Origin of the sequence: Phytohalomonas tamaricis, assembly GCF_003012345.1 — a bacterium.
GTDB lineage: Bacteria > Pseudomonadota > Gammaproteobacteria > Pseudomonadales > Halomonadaceae > Phytohalomonas > Phytohalomonas tamaricis.
This window is the reverse complement of the sequence record NZ_PVRV01000023.1, coordinates 237,910-254,180: the sequence shown is the minus strand read 5'-3', so window position 1 is coordinate 254,180 and position 16,271 is coordinate 237,910. Positions and strand designations below refer to the sequence as shown.

The window sequence follows — 16,271 nt, the reverse complement described above, 5'->3', positions numbered from 1 at the left end:
CACCGTAAGGCGCCTTATCTTTTTATGTTTCTTTTTCACTGCTTATATCGCCGCGCAGGCCTGGCTACGAATTTTTCTCGATGGTTTTGCGATAGCCATCAAGAAAAGGCTTTTCAGCGGGATCGAGACGATCCATGCCAGAGACGATTCTGTGCCAATACGGATAAAGCGGGGCTGGGCGCGTCGCTTCCTCGATACGATTGACCTCATCATCACTGAGTTTAAGATCCGGGGCTGACAGGTTGTCTTTCACGTGTTCTTCCGAGCGTGCACCGACGATGAGCGAGGTCACACCGGGACGATTGTGCAGCCAGGCAAGGCACACACGGGCAGCGGAGACGCCATGGGCTTCGCCGATTTCGACTAACAAATCGATGAGATCATAAGCGCGTTCCTTGTTGTGTACGTAAGGCTCGGGCCAGCCGCTTCCCTGACGGTGATTGGCTGAAGTTTCCTGGCCACGGCGGACCTGCCCAGTCAGTAAGCCTTCGCCCATTGGCCCCCATATCAGCGTACCGACATTCTGATCGATGGCCAGCGGCAACAGCTCATATTCGGCTTCGCGCGACTCAGGGGTGTAGTAGATTTGTTGGCTGATCGGCTTGATCAGACGATTCATCTCCGCACGGCCCAGCGTCTTCATCATCTGCCAGCCGCTGTAGTTGGACGTACCGACATAGCGTACCTTGCCGGATTGCACAAGATGATCAAGTGCCGCCAGCGTTTCATCAATGGGGGTCACGCCATCCCAGTTGTGAATCTGATAAAGATCAATATGGTCAGTGTTAAGACGCTTGAGGCTGGCTTCACACGCTCTGATGAGATGATAACGTGACGCGCCACTTTCATTGAGGCCTTCACCCATCGGGCTGCGTGCCTTGCTGGCGAGAATAAAATCGTTACGCTTATCTCCGAGTGCCTTGCCGACCACTTCTTCAGCCAGACCGGTGGAATAAAGATCGGCTGTATCGATCGTATTCACGCCGTAATCAGCGGCAAGATCGAACATGCGTCGCGCCTGGTCGACCTCCACTTCACCGCATTTTTCAAAACCATCACGACCGCCAAACGTCAGCGTACCCAGCGTCATGGTGGAAATCAGTAAACCTGAATCGCCTAGTTGACGATACTCCATGGTCTGAATGCTCCTTTAATTCGTTACTTTCAAACAAAGTTCACACGTGAAAGTTCCTGAACAAGGGTAGCAGACGCTGACTTATGTAAAGGCGATAGCGCATATTTTGGAACGTTAAAAATAAAGGCGCCTCACTTATTGAGGCGCCTTTGCTTGCAGGTGCTAAGAAAAATATAAAGACGAACGTTTACAGGTCCTCTTCATCGACGTCATCGGCACCTAGGCGCAGGCCGCCTTCAGGCAATTTATGCCCGTCGAGGCGTGGGCCGTCAGCGGCGAGTTGCAGACGCCCCTCGAGAAACCATTTCACAACCATGGGATAGATCAGATGCTCGCGCCGCAGCACCTTTTCGGCGAGGCTCTCTGCCGTATCTTCCGCTTCGACATTAACCGCTGCCTGCACGATAACCGGGCCGCCATCAAGCTCGTCACTGACGAAATGCACACTGGCACCATGTTCAAGGCTCTTGTCGGCAATAACGCGGGCATGGGTATCAAGGCCACGATAGGCGGGCAACAACGAGGGGTGAATATTTAATAGACGCCCATGGAAGCGGTTAACGAATACCGGCGACAAGATGCGCATGAAGCCGGCCAGGACGACAAGGTTAGGCTCATGGCGCTCGATCACCTTGATCAAGGCGCCATCGAATGCATCTCGGCTTTCGTATTCACTGTGGGGCAGTACCACAGCGGGAATGCCCGCTTCTTTGGCACGCACCAGTCCGTAGGCATCGCCACGATTGGAGATGACGGCGACGACTTCGCCACCGAGCTCATCGTGTTCCTGAGCATCAAGCAGCGCTTGTAAATTACTGCCATTCCCCGAAATCAGTACGACGACACGACGCTTATCGACCTGTGCGGGTTCAAAGCCTTCATTTTGCTCATTGTCAGCATCAAAATTCATTCTGGAAGATTCTCCAGCTGAACCTGCTCTTCGTTATCCTGCCGATTTTTGACCTGACCAAGACGATAGACTGTTTCGCCTTGCGCTTCGAGGTGCGCCTGGGCCTGCTCGGCCTGCTGGTGGGAAACGACGACTACCATGCCGATACCACAGTTCAGAACGCGGTACATTTCCCGTGCATCGACATTGCCCTCACGTTGTAGCCAGTCAAAAACGGATGGACGCTGCCAGGCGGTTGTATCGATATGAACGCTAGCCGTTTCAGGCAGTACACGTGGCACGTTTTCCAGCAAGCCACCGCCGGTAATATGTGAGAGCGCATGAACGTCAACGCCGCTTTCCTTGATCAGGGAAAGCAGTGATTTGACATAGATGCGGGTCGGCGCCATCAGAGCATCGCCGAGCGTTACGCCATCAAGCGTCGTGTCTAGCGCTTCGCCGCTGCGCTCGATGATCTTGCGAATCAATGAATAGCCGTTGGAGTGAGGCCCGGAAGAGGCGAGTCCGAGCACAACATCGCCTTCAGCGACTTTTTTGCCATCAAGAATCTCTGATTTCTCCACCACGCCGACACAGAAGCCCGCCAGATCGTAATCAGAGCCTTCATACATCCCGGGCATTTCCGCTGTTTCACCACCGACCAGTGCGCAACCGGCTTGAGCACAGCCTTCGCCAATGCCGGTGACGACATCGGCGGCGACATCGACATCAAGTTTCCCGGTGGCATAGTAATCAAGGAAAAACAGCGGTTCAGCACCGGCCACGATCAGATCGTTGACGCACATCGCAACGAGATCGATACCGATGGTGTCGTGGCGGCCAAGATCCATGGCCAGACGGAGTTTGGTGCCGACACCGTCGGTACCGGAAACAAGAACCGGCTCACGGTAGCCGCTGGGTAGCTGGCACAGTGCACCGAACCCACCTAGCCCTCCCATCACTTCAGGGCGGGATGTACGTTTGGCGACGCCCTTGATGCGTTCCACCAGCGCATTACCAGCATCGATATCGACCCCCGCATCTTTATAGCTGAGAGGGGCGTTGGACGTGTTGGAAGTCATGGGAGATCCTGTCATGAGAGGTCTTGGCGAGAACGGCGCACGAACACATTAAATCAGGCCCAGGGCCGGAAAAGCTGGCATTGTATCATCGACATTTCTCTCTCGCACCGCTGTACCGCTAGCGCTGCGAACAGAAGTCTCTAAAATGGTACGCCGATGTGCTGTTAACAAGACGACAAGGAACGGTGAATGCGTCGCCAATGGTGGATGTTATTGATTTTGGCCGGCCTGATCTGGCTATTTACATTGCTTACCCCCATTTTGATGCCGTTTTTTGTCGGTATGATTCTGGCTTATTTAGGCGACCCAATCGCCGACTATCTAGAATTAAAGGGGCTGCCACGCCGCTGGGCGGTGGTGGTGGTGTTTGTGGTATTGACGCTGATCATGGTCGGTGGCGGCCTGATTCTTGTACCGCTGCTGTGGCAGCAATTATTACAATTCATCGATGCGGTTCCGGCCATTCTCGCTTGGGTACAGAGTCAGGCGTTGCCTTATATCGAGCAGTATATCGCTCTCGATTTAAGTGCCAGTTTCGATCAGGTGAGGGCAGTCGTCACCGAACACTGGCGTGAAACCGGCACAATAGCGGCGCAAGTCCTTACTCAAGTGTCACGTTCAGGGCTGGCACTGGCATTCTGGATCGGCAACCTTGCGCTCATTCCTGTCGTTGCGTTTTACATGCTCCTGGATTGGGATCCCATGAAAGGTGCTGTGCGCGATTTATTGCCGCGTCGCTTTGAACCTATCGTTACCAAGCTGATTCGCGAGTGCAATGATGTATTGGGCGCTTTCCTGCGAGGGCAATTGCTGGTCATGCTGGGGTTGGGCATCGTGTATGCGATTGGACTTTCAATACTGGGGGTCCGTTTTGGCTTGCTGATTGGTATTTTGGCCGGCCTTGCGAGTATCGTGCCGTATCTAGGCGTCATTATCGGCGTGACGATTGCCGAACTGGTGGCTTTCTTTCAATTCCAGGCCGTGCTGCCGTTGGTTGGCGTAGCCATTGTTTTCATGGTCGGTCAGATACTGGAAAGCATCGTCTTTCAGCCCTTGCTGCTGGGCGACAAGATTGGCCTGCATCCAGTCGTCGTTATCTTTGCAGTAATGGCGGGCGGCCAGTTGTTTGGTTTCGTTGGGGTGCTCCTGGCACTGCCAGTAGCTGCCGTTATCATGGTAGTCTTGCGCTATGGTATTGAGCGCTATAAAAACAGTGGGTTATATACGAATCAGAGTGATCTACACGGCAACGATCGAGATATGACATGACTCCTGGCCCTGCCCAGCTACCTCTTGGCGTAGGCCTGCGTGATGAGGCGACTTTCGCTAACTTTATGCCAAGCGGTAATGCCCCGCTGGTAGAACGACTGCGTCATCAGCTCGATGACGAAGGTGAACCCTTTGTGTTTCTGTGGGGGCGCGAGGAGTCGGGGCGCAGCCACCTGCTACAAGCAGCATGTCATGAAGCGGGCGGGCGTGATGCCCGGGCGCTCTATCTGCCACTTACTGAATTAGGGCATTTCCCGCCACATATGCTTGAAGGGCTTGAACAGCTTGATCTGGTTGCGATTGACGACCTTGAGGTAGTGGCGGGGCGCAAGCGTTGGGAAGAGGCACTGTTTCACTGCTTCAATCGGTTACGCGATGCCGGGCGACGGTTGATCATTGCCACTTCAGCGCCGCCGCGCCAGTTGCCCATCGCGTTGCCGGATCTGGCGTCGCGGCTTACCTGGGGCGCAACGTTCCATCTCAAGCCGTTGGACGATGTTGGGCGGGCCCAGGCATTACAGCTACGTGCCCGCGTGCGTGGTATGCAACTCCCCGATGAAGTGGCGCGCTACATCCTGCATCGTGGGCCACGTCAGCTGTCGATGTTATTTGATGATCTCTCCCGTCTCGATCACGCGTCACTTTCCGCGCAGCGCAAGTTGACCATCCCCTTTGTCAAACAATCCCTTGGCTGGTGAGCTCAGCCCTGTCAAAACCCTTGCTCTCTCATAGCCTGATTATTCGCCATAAACGGTAACAAGAATTTTCCGCGCCCCACCGTGGTCACGGTGTTCTCCCAGCCATATCCCTTGCCATGTTCCCGTCGCCAGGCGGCCTGAATCGATGGCTAGTGTCAGTTGAGTGCCAAAGAAACTGGCTTTGATATGGGCAGGCATATCATCGTCCCCTTCAAGCGTATGACGAAAGTAAGGCAGATCGCCGGGGATGCGGTCGTTGACGAAGGCTTCCATATCGTGACGTACGTCGGGGTCGGCATTTTCATTGAGTGTCAGTGATGCCGAGGTATGCAGTATCTGCAGATGCATGAGGCCGGTGGTGATATCACGCATCTGTGGCAAGGCGTCGACAATATCATTGGTGATCAGATGAAAGCCGCGTGGACGTGGCTTGAGTGTCAAGGTAGTGCGATACCACATGGTAGTTCTCCTGCTGAAATTCGTTTTAAACCATTAAAAATGTATTGTGGCAAAGAGAGCATGTTTGTTGCAGTCAGATGTCTGGCACAATCATGCATGACCCAGTATAGAATCGACTATGGTGGTTGAACCGAAGATCATCCTTGATCAACACGATGTCTGTTCGATAGGAGAGTGGCATGAGCAAGACCCGAATTGAACGCGATAGCATGGGCGAACTGGAAGTACCCGAAAATGCCCTTTATGGGGCACAGACGCAGCGTGCTATTGAGAACTTCCCTGTCAGTGGGCAGCCTCTGCCGCCTCAGTTCATTCACGCGGTAGCGCGTGTCAAGCGTGCGGCGGCTGAGGTCAATCTCGACCTTGGGTTGCTCGATGGAGCACGCGCCAAGGCGATCATCGAAGCGGCCAACGCTATCATTGACGGTCAGCATGCTGATCAGTTTCCTGTAGATGTGTTCCAGACCGGTTCTGGTACGTCGACCAATATGAATGTCAATGAGGTTATTGCCCATCTAGCGTCAACGTCGGACCTGAAGGTCGGACCGAATGACCATGTCAACATGGGGCAGAGCAGTAACGATACGATTCCCACCGCACTGCATGTTTCTTCGGCTGTTGAGTTAAATGAGCGCCTGTTGCCCGCGCTGCGTCATCTACATCAGGCCATTACCGACAAGGCCGCGTCGCTGGATGATGTAGTCAAGACCGGACGGACGCATTTAATGGATGCTATGCCTGTGCGTATGAGCCAGGAGCTGGGTGGCTGGGCTAATCAAGTTGAACAGTCCATTGAACGTCTCGAAAGTGTTATGGACCGGCTGATGCTGCTTGCTCAGGGCGGCACAGCTGTCGGTACAGGCATCAACGCCCACCCGGAATTTGCCAAACGTTTTGCAGCCAAACTCGGTGAGCAGACCAACCTGCCTTTCGTGCCGAGTGATAGCTTCTTTGCCAGCCTCGGGTCGCAGGACACGACCGTTGAGCTTTCAGGCCATCTCAAAGCGTATGCCTGTGCGTTGATGAAAATTGCCAATGATCTGCGCTGGATGAACTCCGGGCCACTCGGTGGTCTCGGTGAAATAGAGCTGGAAGCGCTGCAGCCCGGCAGTTCAATCATGCCGGGTAAGGTCAACCCCGTTATTCCTGAGTCTGCGGCGCAGGTCGCAGCGCAGGTGATCGGTAACGATGCGGCAATCACCATAGGTGGTCAGTCGGGCAATTTCCAGTTGAATGTCATGTTGCCATTGATGGCGCATAACGTACTGAACTCGATCAAGTTGCTAACCAATGTGTCACATTTATTAGCGGATAAAGCGGTAGCCAGCTTCAAGGTTAATCGAAGCAATATCGAACAGCCCCTGGCCAAGAACCCGGTACTGGTAACAGCGCTTAATCCTGTCATTGGTTATGACGCTGCAGCGAAAGTGGCCAAGAAGGCTTATCAGGCGGGCCGGCCTATTATTGATGTGGCTGAGGAAGAAACTGATCTGTCCCGCGAGGACCTCGAACGCTATCTCAACCCGGCCAAGTTGACTGAAGGCGGTATCAAGGAGTAGAGCTCACTTAGCCTGAAGCGGTAGCTTCCATGAAAACGCCCCGACATGTCGGGGCGTTTTGCGTTTGGACGCGTGAAGCATCAAGCGGCTACGGCTTGCTTCTGTAAATAATCTGCTAGATGGCGTTTCTGTTCACTGTTCAGGCGCAAGTCCATCTTGGTGCGACGCCAGAGAATATCCTGAACATCATGAGCCCACTCGTTACTCACCAAATAATCAACCTCAGCCTGTGTCAGGCCTGCGCCGAAATCTTCGCCTAGATCGTCGGCCGAGGTGGTGCCTTCCAGGAAATGTTCACATAACGTGCCGTAGCTTGAGGCATAACGCACGGCGCGCTCTTTGCCTAAGAACGGATAGTATTTTTCCAGTGCTGCAGCGTATTCGAGCCGGCCCGGGATATTGCCACCTGGCAGCTTGGCTTCTGCAGTCCATGGCTTGCCCATGGCTGGGAAGAAGGGGGCAAGCTGGGCCATCGCCGCTTCGGATAGTTTGCGAAATGTGGTGATTTTACCGCCGAAGATCGACAGCATTGGCGCGCTCTTTTTCTCCGGTGAACCGTCGAGATCAAGCGTGTAATCACGCGTCATCGCGGAAGGGTCACTGGATTCGTCATCGCACAATGGCCTGACGCCTGAGTAGCTGGTGACGATGTCATCACGACTGATCGGTTCGCGGAAGTGCGTGTTGATGACATCAAGCAGATAATCGATCTCTTGATCGCTGATCTTGATTTTCGTCGGATCACCGTCGTAGCTGACGTCAGTCGTACCTATCAGGCTGTAGTGTTCCTGATAGGGCAGTACGAAAACAATGCGATTGTCCTTGTTCTGCAGGATGTAGGCACGATCATCAGTATTGAGGCGTTTGGTGACGATATGGCTGCCCTTGATCATCTTGATGCCATAACGTGGCTTGCGCGACGTCTTGCCGCGAATGAATGATTCGACCCATGGACCTGCGGCATTGACCAGCGCACGGGCCTGGCGGTTAAGCGTCTCGCCTGTCAGGGTGTTTTCCAGGGTGATTTTCCAGACCCCGTTTTCTTCGACGGCATTGGTGCAGCGGGTGCGCACCAGTATCTCTGCACCGGCATCGCGTGCCTGCAGCGCGTTCAATACGACCAGACGTGCATCATCTACCCAGCAGTCGGAATATTCGAAGCCTTTCCTGATCGACGGCTGCAGTGGGTTGATGTTGTCGAACTTGATGGCTTTAGCGCCGGGTAGGTTGTCACGGTGGCTGAGGTGGTCATAAAGAAACAGTCCAGCACGCAGCATCCAGGCCGGACGCAGGTGAGGCCGGTGCGGCAGAATGAAGCGCAATGGCCACACGATATGAGGCGCCTTCTCAAGCAGAACCTCACGTTCATGCAGCGCTTCACGCACCAAACGGAATTCATAGTGCTCAAGGTAACGCAGCCCACCATGAATCAATTTGCTTGACGCTGATGAGGTTGCACTGGCGAGATCTGCTTGCTCACAGAGAGCGACGCTCAATCCGCGCCCTGCAGCATCATTGGCGATACCGGTGCCGTTGATACCGCCACCGATAACGAATAGATCGAGAATTTCAGGATGCTGGGAAGACATGTGCCTCTCCGCATTGATCAAGGGCCTTAGCGGCGAATGTGTTTTCGGAAATGAACATAAAGCATGTTCATACGAACATCAAGTGCGCAAACGCTTCTCCCTCTTGTCATGAACGGTACGAGGTGTCTTCCGATTCGATATCTTGTGTCGTGCCGAATAGACGCAATCAGTCCGCGGCCAGATGCAGAGCGACGTCATGAGCACGCATTAGGTCCTGAATCGGCTGCGGAGGCGCGCGGTCAGTGAACAACGCCTGGATCTGACTCAAATTACCCTGACGAACGACGGCGTTGCGCGAAAACTTGGAATGATCGGCGGCGAGAAAAACTTGCCGGGAGTTCTGGATAATGGCCTGCGCGACGCGAACTTCCTGATAATCGAATTCGAGCAGCGCGCCGTCCTCGTCTATTCCGCTGATGCCGACGATTCCGTAGTCGACCTTGAACTGCTTGATGAAGTCGATAGTCGCTTCGCCGATGATCCCGCCGTCACGTGAGCGGACCATGCCGCCGGCGATGATGACATTGAAATCCTCCTTGCGCTGCAAAATGGCCGCCACGTTCAGGTTGTTGGTAATGACCTCGAGTCCCTGATGCGCGAGTAAGGCCTCGGCGACCAGTTCGGTGCTGGTGCCGATGTTGATGAACAGCGAGCTGTGATCGGGAATATGCTCTGCCAGACAACGTGCAATGCGCTTCTTGGCTTCCAGGTTAAGTGTCTTGCGAGTGCTGTAGGAAGCATTGACCGTACTGGACTCTATCAGGCCCGCACCGCCGTGGACGCGACGGATCAGATTGTCCTCGGCAAGTTGGTTAAGGTCACGGCGGATGGTCTGAGGCGTTACGTTGAAGTGTTTCGTCAGCTGCTCGATGGAGGCATAACCCTGACGCTTGATCAAATCGATGATTTCGGTATGACGATGGTGCTGGGGCATACTCGTTTCCTAGCGGTCAGTCCTTCTTTTGGCCGGGGCCTACGGGTCTCATGGCATGAGGAGCGTCAAGGGTGTTGGACCATGGTCTAAGGTTCAAAGTGCGCATTTCATTTGTAATGCCAAGGCGAGGCGAATAATTTGTGCATGTTCGAAAGCGAAAAATTAGCATTCATAAAGCGCCAAAGTGAACACGCGGGCACTGTAGCGCAACTGACCACGCCGAGGTAGCGAACATGTCATTTTACAGTCTGGCCACTGATCAAGACACCAGCCGCTCACATTTTGCACGACGAAAACGTGCCGTTGATGCGTTTCTCTCGTTCCATCGGGAGGATACGCCATGAATAGACAACTCGTCGGAGAGCTGATTTCCGAGGCGGTTGCCACGTTTATCATCATCGCATTTGGTGATTCGGTAGCCTGCATGTACGTGCTCTACGATCCCAGCCCCTACATGACTTCCTACTGGGGGGTGTGCATGGCGTGGGGCTTGAGCGTCACGCTGGCCATTTACGTTACAGGCTCGGTTTCCGGCACCCATGCCAACCCCGCGGTCACGCTTGCGCTAGCGGTATTTCGTGATTTCTCGTGGAAAAAGGTGGTGCCCTACTGGGCGGCACAGGTAGTCGGCGCGTTTGTTGGGGCGATGATCGTTTATACCCTGTTCTCACCCGTCATTGATCATTTCAATGAGGTAAAAGGACTCACGCGGGCAGAAGGCGGCGCTGCCGGGGTGTTCTTTACCCATCCGGGGCTTGCCATCACGCCGATGCACGCCTTGCTGGATGAAATCATCCTTACAGCGTTTTTGCTTTTCGGCATTTTTGCCATTACCGAGCAGTATAACGAAACGGCGCCCATGGCTAATTCCAGCGCGTTGATGATCGGTCTGCTCGTCGCGATTATTGGTGCGTCGATGGGCTATCTGGAAGCCTGGGCGATCAATCCCGCACGCGACTTCGGCCCGCGGTTGTTTGCCTATTTCGCGGGTTGGGGGAGTTCTGCGCTTCCCTCGCCGGGCAATTACTGGTGGGTGCCGATCATCGGCCCATTGATTGGCGGCTTGATCGGCGGAGGTGCCTATCGGCTACTGATCTATCCATTTTTGCCGGCACGCGTGCGCGCCTTGGAAGAGGCGGCCCAGACAAGTAGCGCTGATGATGTGCTTGCTGGCGATCCGGCCAAGTAACGGGCATCACCCTTTCTTTATGCAAACCGACCTGAGCTGATACCGACATCAAAGTCGATGTTCTGACTGAAACGCTATCCAGCGTTTTCTGTTCGGCTGAGGTGAAAATTGCTGATCTTCATGGCTAAAGGAGCAGGCTTATGGATAAGAAATACATTCTGGCGATCGACCAGGGCACCACGAGCTCTCGAGCTATTCTGTTCAATCATGACGGGCATATCGTTGGCACGGCACAGCACGAATTCGAACAGATATTTCCCCAGCCGGGCTGGGTCGAGCATAACCCGCGCGAAATCCTGACCAGCGTGCTGGTGACGGCGACAGAAGTGATGAACAACACCCAGGTCGATGCCTCGGAAATTGCTGGCATCGGCATCACTAACCAGCGTGAGACAGCGGTCGTCTGGGACAAGAAAACGGGTCAGCCCATTCATAACGCGATCGTCTGGCAGTCACGTCAGACCAAGGATATCTGCGACCAGCTCAAGCAGGACGGGTTCGAGTCTATAGTGCGCGAGAAAACGGGCCTGCTGATCGATCCCTATTTTGCCGGCACGAAGGTGAGGTGGATACTTGACCATGTCGAAGGGGCGCAAGAGCGGGCGCAGCGCGGTGAACTGCTGTTCGGTACCATCGATACGTGGCTGATCTGGAACCTGACGGGTGGCAAGGCGCATGTGACCGATTACACCAACGCCTCGCGCACGTTGATGTATGACATTCATGCTCTGCAGTGGGACGATGAGCTGCTGAGAATGCTCAATGTTCCTCGTGCCATGCTGCCCGAGGTACGGGCTTCCAGCGAGGTCTATGGTTATACATTGCCGCATCACTTTTTTGGTAGCGAAGTACCGATTGCCGGTGTCGCTGGCGATCAGCAGGCTGCACTGTTCGGCCAGGCGTGCTTCGAGCCGGGCATGGTCAAGAATACGTACGGTACTGGCTGTTTCATGCTGATGAATACCGGCGAAAAAGCGGTGAGTTCAAGCAATGGCCTGCTGACGACCATCGCGTGCGGGCGAGATGGCAAGGTGGAGTACGCGCTGGAAGGCAGCATTTTCGTATCTGGCTCGGTAGTTCAGTGGTTGCGCGATGGCCTGCGCATGTTCGGAAAGGCGAGTGATTCGGAAGCTTATGCCGAGCGTGCCGGTACCAATGGGGGCGTCTATATGGTGCCGGCTTTCGTGGGGCTGGGAGCACCTTATTGGCGCAGCGACGTGCGCGGTGCGGTGTTTGGTTTGTCCCGCGGTACCACCAAGGAACATTTCATCCGCGCTGCGATAGAGTCGATGGCCTACCAGACCCGTGATGTACTCTCCGCGATGGAAGCCGATGCGGGCATCACGCTGAAAGAGCTGCGCGCCGATGGTGGCGCGATTGCCAACGATTTTATGGCCCAGTTTCAGAGCGATATTCTCAACGTGCCGGTATGCCGACCGCAGGTGGCTGAAACAACTGCGCTGGGGGCGGCTTATCTGGCGGGTCTGGCAACTGGCTTTTGGACAAGTTGTGAGGAAATCTCACAGCAGTGGGCGACGGATCGTCGTTTTGAACCGACGATGCCGGAGGATACGCGCGAGGCGCTTTACGAAGGGTGGTGTCAGGCTGTGCAGGCAACGATGGGGTTCAAGGTTAAGTAAGTGGTGTAAGCCGGCAAGGGCTTGGCTTGGTGTAAAATGGCGCCGAGCCCTGTGTCGCCAAGCATCGGTCTTTCTCCTTTGGGCTACGCCATGAATGGTATCAGTGTCCATAGGGGGAATTTCGTTGCCGCGCAGTTGCAATCTTCAAACGAATCAGTACAATAGCGCAGCGTTGATAAGGGCAGACCTTACGCAGAAGTGCAGGACCGTAGCTCAGTTGGTTAGAGCGCCACGTTGACATCGTGGAGGTCAGCGGTTCAAATCCGCTCGGTCCTACCATATTTACCCTAGCTGTGAACTGCTCTTGTGATGCTCTAGGACCGTAGCTCAGTTGGTTAGAGCGCCACGTTGACATCGTGGAGGTCAGCGGTTCAAATCCGCTCGGTCCTACCAGTTTTAAAGCAAAGCGCTTTTAAAAAACCTCGCCCAATGGTGAGGTTTTTGTTTTTCCGGCTATTGTGCTGATTTATGTAAAATCAGTCGCAGCAATAAAGATGCGACACAGTGCCTCAATGCCGGATTGATCTTCTGCGCTGAAGCGATTCGGTTGTGGACTATCCATATCCAGTACTCCCCAGACCTCATCGTTGACGATCAACGGTACGACCAGTTCGGCACGCGATGCAGCGTCGCAGGCAATGTGGCCGGGAAAGGCATGAACGTCTGCTACACGTTGGGTCTGCCGGGTACGCGCAGCAGCGCCACAAACGCCTTTATCGAAAGGAATCGGGTTACAGGCCGGCTTGCCCTGGAAGGGGCCGAGCAGCAGTGTTTGTGGCTGGCGGTGAAGATAAAAACCAGCCCAGTTCAGGTCAGGAATCTGCTCATTGATGAAGGCCGCCGTTTGGGCCGCATTAGTGATCCAATCACGGGTATCGAGCAGCATCTCGAGCTGGCGGCCAAGCAGAGCATAATCGGTCATCAGGTTTGAACTCTTAGTGGAAAGCAAAAGGCCGGCTGTGCCGGCCCCGTGAAAAAATGCTCATTCTCGTCGGAAATTATTTCCAGCCGGGAACGGCCGCTTCCTGGAAAAGTTCCTTAGCCTTATCCGCGACGGCATCGGTCTGGAAAGCCTCGACCAGATGGGTGATGTTCTCTTTGTTCTCGTCGCCTTCGCGCACCACAATCAGGTTGGTGTAGGGCGAATCAGGGCCTTCCTTGATCAGCGCATCTTCGCTGAGACTCAAGCCGGCCGGCTGGGCGAAGGTATTGTTGATGAAGGCGAGGTCAACATCGTCCAGCGCGCGCGGCAGCTGAGCGGCATCAATTTCCTTGAACTGGAAATCATGCGGGTTTTCAGCGATATCATCCAGCGTGGCGGTCGCGTTCTGATCATCTTTGAGCGTGATGAGGCCTTCCTTGTCCATCAGCAGCAGTGAACGTGCTTCGTTGGAAGGATCATTGGGCAGCGCAATGCTGGCACCTTGCGGCAGCTGGTCGACGCTATCGAAGCGCTTGGAGTAGGCGCCGATCGGATAGACGAAGGTCTTGCCTGCGATCGCGAACTTGAAGCCACGATCCTTGACCATGCTTTCCATATAAGGGGCATGCTGATAGGCATTGGCATCAATGCTGCCGTCAGCGAGTGCCATGTTAGGCGAGACATAGTCGTTGAACTCGACGATGTCGACATTAAGGTCGTACTTTTCCTTGGCGACCTGCTTGGCTACTTCCATTAGTTCGGTTTCTGGACCAGCGATAGTACCGACCTTGACAGTATTGGTGTCTTCAGTGCCCTTGTCACCGCAGCCTGCCAGCAGACCCGCGCCCGCGATCAGTGCAGCGGCGCCGGCGAGGCGAAGCGGGCGTGCTATTTGAGCTAATGTCTTCATGCATTTTCCCTTTTGATGCGCGTGAGCGCGTTACCTTGAATGATTTCCGCAAAAGCGGAGGCCTGCCTATTGGGTCATTTATGGTTGGCGCGTCGCACCAGATAATCGCCCAGCATTTGAATACCCTGAACGAGAACGACCATGATCGCTACAGTGATCAGCATCACCAGAGAGTTATAGCGGTTATAACCATAGTTGATTGCGATGGCGCCGAGCCCGCCCGCGCCAACAGCACCCGCCATGGCCGAATAGCCGATCAATGCGATAAACGTTATCGTCACGCCGGTTATGATACCGCCACGAGCTTCCGGCAAAAGCACCTTGGTGATGATCTGACGCGGCGTGGCTCCCATCGATTGGGCCGCTTCAATCAGGCCGGGCTGGACTTCATTCAGCGCGCCTTCGATCAGGCGGGCAACGAAGGGAATAGCGGCGATGGTGAGCGGGACAATAGCGGCCGTATTGCCAATGAACGAACCGACCAGCAATTTCGTGAATGGCACGATCGCCAACGCCAGGATAATGAAGGGCACGGAGCGTCCAACGTTAACGATAATGCTCAGCACGGAATTCAACGCCGGCATGGCCAGAATCTGGCGGGGGCGAGTGACATAAAGTGCCACGCCTAGCGCAACGCCAATGGCGATTGAAATCAGGCCACTAACGGCCACCATGTAGAGCGTCTCGAAAATGGAATTCCAGATGCGTTCAATCATTGCGCTGGACATGACCGAGCACCTCCACGTGAAGATCGAGTTTGTTTAAAAATGTCAGAACGTCTTGAGTGATGGCTGTCGGCCCCATGAGCTCAGCAATCATCAGGCCCAGCGTACGTCCTTGAATGTCTTCGATACGTGCCTCGAGAATGCTGACTTCGATATCGAACTCACGTGACAGCCGAGAAATGATCGGAGCTGACGCCGTATCACCGCGAAATGCCAACCGTACAATCGGATGAGTACGCTCGCCAGGCGCTTCAAGCAGACGCTCAAGCAAGTTACGCGGCGGTTCGAGCTCTAGATAATCATTTAGGAAGGTGCGTCCTAGCTGAGTGCGAGGTGCAGTGAAGAAGTCACCGACCTCAGCGGTTTCGACCAGTTCACCATTGGCTATCAAAGCCACCTGATCGCAGATAGTCTTGACCACTTCCATCTCGTGGGTGATAAGCAGGATGGTCAGACCGAGCTGGGTATTGATATCACGCAGCAGGGTGAGAATCGAGGCGGTGGTCTGAGGATCAAGAGCCGATGTCGCTTCGTCACATAGCAATACCTTGGGGCGACTGGCCAGCGCACGGGCGATCGCCACGCGCTGTTTCTGCCCACCGGAGAGTTCGGCAGGATAGCTGGCGGCTTTGTCGGAGAGCCCGGTTAGTTCGAGCAGCGGTAGAACACGGTCACGAATGTCACGTTTAGTGATGCCCATCAGTTCCAGAGGCAAGGCAACGTTAGCAAACACGGTGCGTGAACTGAGCAGGTTGAAATGCTGGAATATCATGCCGATGTCATGGCGGGCCTTGCGCAGTCCGGATTCGCTTAGCGCGGTCAAATCCTGTTCATCAACAAGAACTCGGCCTGTGCTGGGGCGTTCGAGCAGGTTGACGCAGCGGATCAGCGTACTCTTGCCTGCGCCGGACGTGCCGATGACACCGGTAATGCTGCCTTTAGGGACATGCAGGTCGACAGGTTTCAGCGCATGTACAGCGCCGCTGCCTTGACCATAGATTTTGGAGACGTTTTCAAGCTTGATCATGACTGGCTCGGGTTTTATGGGCCGAGACCGATTGCGGACAGGGTAAGCTAAAAAAAGCCACCCGGGTGGGTGGCTGTCAACGCTGGACACACCCTTTTAGCGGAACTTGCTAAGGCGCCCGCAATCCGGGTTCAAATCGGCGCCAAACGAATTTGGGCGTATTTTATGTATCGGTTTTGAAACTGTCAACGCGACTGGCATAAGATTTGCCTATATAGGTTATAGGCAGGAAAATAGACTGAAA

General features: G+C 54.6%; 15 protein-coding genes, 2 tRNA genes and 1 riboswitch. Of the genes, 7 read left to right on the top strand and 10 right to left on the bottom strand.

What is annotated here, in order from left to right; translation table 11 throughout:
• Positions 1-64: 64 nt before the first annotated feature.
• From C3Z11_RS12610 to purM, 3 genes are all read right to left on the bottom strand, one after another.
• Positions 65-1,135: an aldo/keto reductase gene (locus C3Z11_RS12610; RefSeq protein ID WP_106478307.1), complete on the bottom strand. Its 1,071-nt coding sequence runs from the start codon at positions 1,133-1,135 to the stop codon at positions 65-67.
• 187 nt (positions 1,136-1,322) lie between these two features.
• Positions 1,323-2,045, bottom strand: a complete 723-nt coding sequence (gene purN / locus C3Z11_RS12605) for a phosphoribosylglycinamide formyltransferase (RefSeq protein WP_106478306.1) — start codon at positions 2,043-2,045, stop codon at positions 1,323-1,325.
• Complete coding sequence (gene purM, locus C3Z11_RS12600; RefSeq protein WP_106478305.1) at positions 2,042-3,106, bottom strand: phosphoribosylformylglycinamidine cyclo-ligase; 1,065 nt, start codon at positions 3,104-3,106, stop codon at positions 2,042-2,044. The genes purN and purM overlap by 4 nt, the downstream gene beginning before the upstream one ends.
• 189 nt (positions 3,107-3,295) lie before the next feature.
• Here purM and C3Z11_RS12595 point away from each other — a divergent pair, with 189 nt between their 5' ends.
• Together C3Z11_RS12595 and hda are read left to right on the top strand one after the other, a co-directional pair.
• Positions 3,296-4,375 carry an AI-2E family transporter gene (locus tag C3Z11_RS12595; protein ID WP_106478304.1) on the top strand — a complete coding sequence of 360 codons (1,080 nt, stop codon included), beginning with the start codon at positions 3,296-3,298 and terminating at the stop codon, positions 4,373-4,375.
• The gene (gene hda, locus C3Z11_RS12590; RefSeq protein WP_106478303.1) at positions 4,372-5,073 is read left to right on the top strand and encodes a DnaA regulatory inactivator Hda; all 702 of its coding nucleotides are present in this window, start codon (positions 4,372-4,374) and stop codon (positions 5,071-5,073) included. Before C3Z11_RS12595 ends, hda begins: the two co-directional genes overlap by 4 nt.
• Before the next feature lie 39 nt (positions 5,074-5,112).
• Here the strand turns inward: hda and C3Z11_RS12585 are convergent, their stop codons facing one another.
• Positions 5,113-5,532 (bottom strand): secondary thiamine-phosphate synthase enzyme YjbQ, encoded by a 420-nt coding sequence (locus C3Z11_RS12585; protein ID WP_106478302.1) that lies wholly within the window; start codon positions 5,530-5,532, stop codon positions 5,113-5,115.
• A gap of 179 nt (positions 5,533-5,711) precedes the next feature.
• Here C3Z11_RS12585 and C3Z11_RS12580 point away from each other — a divergent pair, with 179 nt between their 5' ends.
• Positions 5,712-7,091, top strand: coding sequence for a class II fumarate hydratase (locus C3Z11_RS12580; protein ID WP_106478301.1), 1,380 nt, complete (start codon positions 5,712-5,714; stop codon positions 7,089-7,091).
• 80 nt (positions 7,092-7,171) lie between these two features.
• On the opposite strand, the gene glpD is transcribed toward C3Z11_RS12580, so the two are convergent.
• Both glpD and C3Z11_RS12570 read right to left on the bottom strand, forming a co-directional pair.
• Positions 7,172-8,680 (bottom strand): glycerol-3-phosphate dehydrogenase, encoded by a 1,509-nt coding sequence (glpD, locus tag C3Z11_RS12575; protein ID WP_106478300.1) that lies wholly within the window; start codon positions 8,678-8,680, stop codon positions 7,172-7,174.
• Positions 8,681-8,846: 166 nt separating this feature from the next.
• Complete coding sequence (locus tag C3Z11_RS12570; protein WP_106478299.1) at positions 8,847-9,614, bottom strand: DeoR/GlpR family transcriptional regulator; 768 nt, start codon at positions 9,612-9,614, stop codon at positions 8,847-8,849.
• Between the two features lie 340 nt (positions 9,615-9,954).
• Between C3Z11_RS12570 and C3Z11_RS12565 the strand changes: the two genes are divergently transcribed.
• From C3Z11_RS12565 to C3Z11_RS12550, 4 genes are all read left to right on the top strand, one after another.
• The gene (locus tag C3Z11_RS12565) at positions 9,955-10,803 is read left to right on the top strand and encodes an MIP/aquaporin family protein (protein WP_106478298.1); all 849 of its coding nucleotides are present in this window, start codon (positions 9,955-9,957) and stop codon (positions 10,801-10,803) included.
• A 140-nt stretch (positions 10,804-10,943) separates the two neighbouring features.
• Positions 10,944-12,443 carry a glycerol kinase GlpK gene (gene glpK, locus C3Z11_RS12560; RefSeq protein ID WP_106478297.1) on the top strand — a complete coding sequence of 500 codons (1,500 nt, stop codon included), beginning with the start codon at positions 10,944-10,946 and terminating at the stop codon, positions 12,441-12,443.
• A 202-nt stretch (positions 12,444-12,645) separates the two neighbouring features.
• A tRNA-Val gene (locus tag C3Z11_RS12555) sits at positions 12,646-12,722 on the top strand.
• A 37-nt stretch (positions 12,723-12,759) separates the two neighbouring features.
• Positions 12,760-12,836: transfer RNA gene (locus C3Z11_RS12550), tRNA-Val, on the top strand.
• Between the two features lie 73 nt (positions 12,837-12,909).
• Here C3Z11_RS12550 and C3Z11_RS12545 read toward each other — a convergent pair.
• The 4 genes from C3Z11_RS12545 to C3Z11_RS12530 all read right to left on the bottom strand — a co-directional run bounded on the left by C3Z11_RS12545 (position 12,910) and on the right by C3Z11_RS12530 (position 16,027).
• Positions 12,910-13,365, bottom strand: coding sequence for a GAF domain-containing protein (locus C3Z11_RS12545; RefSeq protein WP_106478296.1), 456 nt, complete (start codon positions 13,363-13,365; stop codon positions 12,910-12,912).
• A 76-nt stretch (positions 13,366-13,441) separates the two neighbouring features.
• The gene (locus tag C3Z11_RS12540) at positions 13,442-14,275 is read right to left on the bottom strand and encodes a MetQ/NlpA family ABC transporter substrate-binding protein (protein ID WP_106478295.1); all 834 of its coding nucleotides are present in this window, start codon (positions 14,273-14,275) and stop codon (positions 13,442-13,444) included.
• A 74-nt stretch (positions 14,276-14,349) separates the two neighbouring features.
• Positions 14,350-15,003 (bottom strand): methionine ABC transporter permease, encoded by a 654-nt coding sequence (locus C3Z11_RS12535; RefSeq protein WP_106478294.1) that lies wholly within the window; start codon positions 15,001-15,003, stop codon positions 14,350-14,352.
• The gene (locus C3Z11_RS12530; RefSeq protein WP_106478293.1) at positions 14,984-16,027 is read right to left on the bottom strand and encodes a methionine ABC transporter ATP-binding protein; all 1,044 of its coding nucleotides are present in this window, start codon (positions 16,025-16,027) and stop codon (positions 14,984-14,986) included. The genes C3Z11_RS12535 and C3Z11_RS12530 overlap by 20 nt, the downstream gene beginning before the upstream one ends.
• A 76-nt stretch (positions 16,028-16,103) precedes the next feature.
• Positions 16,104-16,180, bottom strand: a riboswitch (SAM riboswitch).
• Between the last annotated feature and the right edge of the window lie 91 nt (positions 16,181-16,271).

What these genes read in the sequence shown, in the direction of transcription:
- C3Z11_RS12610 (WP_106478307.1), bottom strand. Translation starts at nt 1,135, where the DNA reads ATGGAGTATCGTCAACTAGGCGATTCAGGTTTACTGATTTCCACCATG.
- purN (WP_106478306.1), bottom strand. Translation starts at nt 2,045, where the DNA reads ATGAATTTTGATGCTGACAATGAGCAAAATGAAGGCTTTGAACCCGCA.
- purM (WP_106478305.1), bottom strand. Translation starts at nt 3,106, where the DNA reads ATGACTTCCAACACGTCCAACGCCCCTCTCAGCTATAAAGATGCGGGG.
- C3Z11_RS12595 (WP_106478304.1), top strand. Translation starts at nt 3,296, where the DNA reads ATGCGTCGCCAATGGTGGATGTTATTGATTTTGGCCGGCCTGATCTGG.
- hda (WP_106478303.1), top strand. Translation starts at nt 4,372, where the DNA reads ATGACTCCTGGCCCTGCCCAGCTACCTCTTGGCGTAGGCCTGCGTGAT.
- C3Z11_RS12585 (WP_106478302.1), bottom strand. Translation starts at nt 5,532, where the DNA reads ATGTGGTATCGCACTACCTTGACACTCAAGCCACGTCCACGCGGCTTT.
- C3Z11_RS12580 (WP_106478301.1), top strand. Translation starts at nt 5,712, where the DNA reads ATGAGCAAGACCCGAATTGAACGCGATAGCATGGGCGAACTGGAAGTA.
- glpD (WP_106478300.1), bottom strand. Translation starts at nt 8,680, where the DNA reads ATGTCTTCCCAGCATCCTGAAATTCTCGATCTATTCGTTATCGGTGGC.
- C3Z11_RS12570 (WP_106478299.1), bottom strand. Translation starts at nt 9,614, where the DNA reads ATGCCCCAGCACCATCGTCATACCGAAATCATCGATTTGATCAAGCGT.
- C3Z11_RS12565 (WP_106478298.1), top strand. Translation starts at nt 9,955, where the DNA reads ATGAATAGACAACTCGTCGGAGAGCTGATTTCCGAGGCGGTTGCCACG.
- glpK (WP_106478297.1), top strand. Translation starts at nt 10,944, where the DNA reads ATGGATAAGAAATACATTCTGGCGATCGACCAGGGCACCACGAGCTCT.
- C3Z11_RS12545 (WP_106478296.1), bottom strand. Translation starts at nt 13,365, where the DNA reads ATGACCGATTATGCTCTGCTTGGCCGCCAGCTCGAGATGCTGCTCGAT.
- C3Z11_RS12540 (WP_106478295.1), bottom strand. Translation starts at nt 14,275, where the DNA reads ATGAAGACATTAGCTCAAATAGCACGCCCGCTTCGCCTCGCCGGCGCC.
- C3Z11_RS12535 (WP_106478294.1), bottom strand. Translation starts at nt 15,003, where the DNA reads ATGTCCAGCGCAATGATTGAACGCATCTGGAATTCCATTTTCGAGACG.
- C3Z11_RS12530 (WP_106478293.1), bottom strand. Translation starts at nt 16,027, where the DNA reads ATGATCAAGCTTGAAAACGTCTCCAAAATCTATGGTCAAGGCAGCGGC.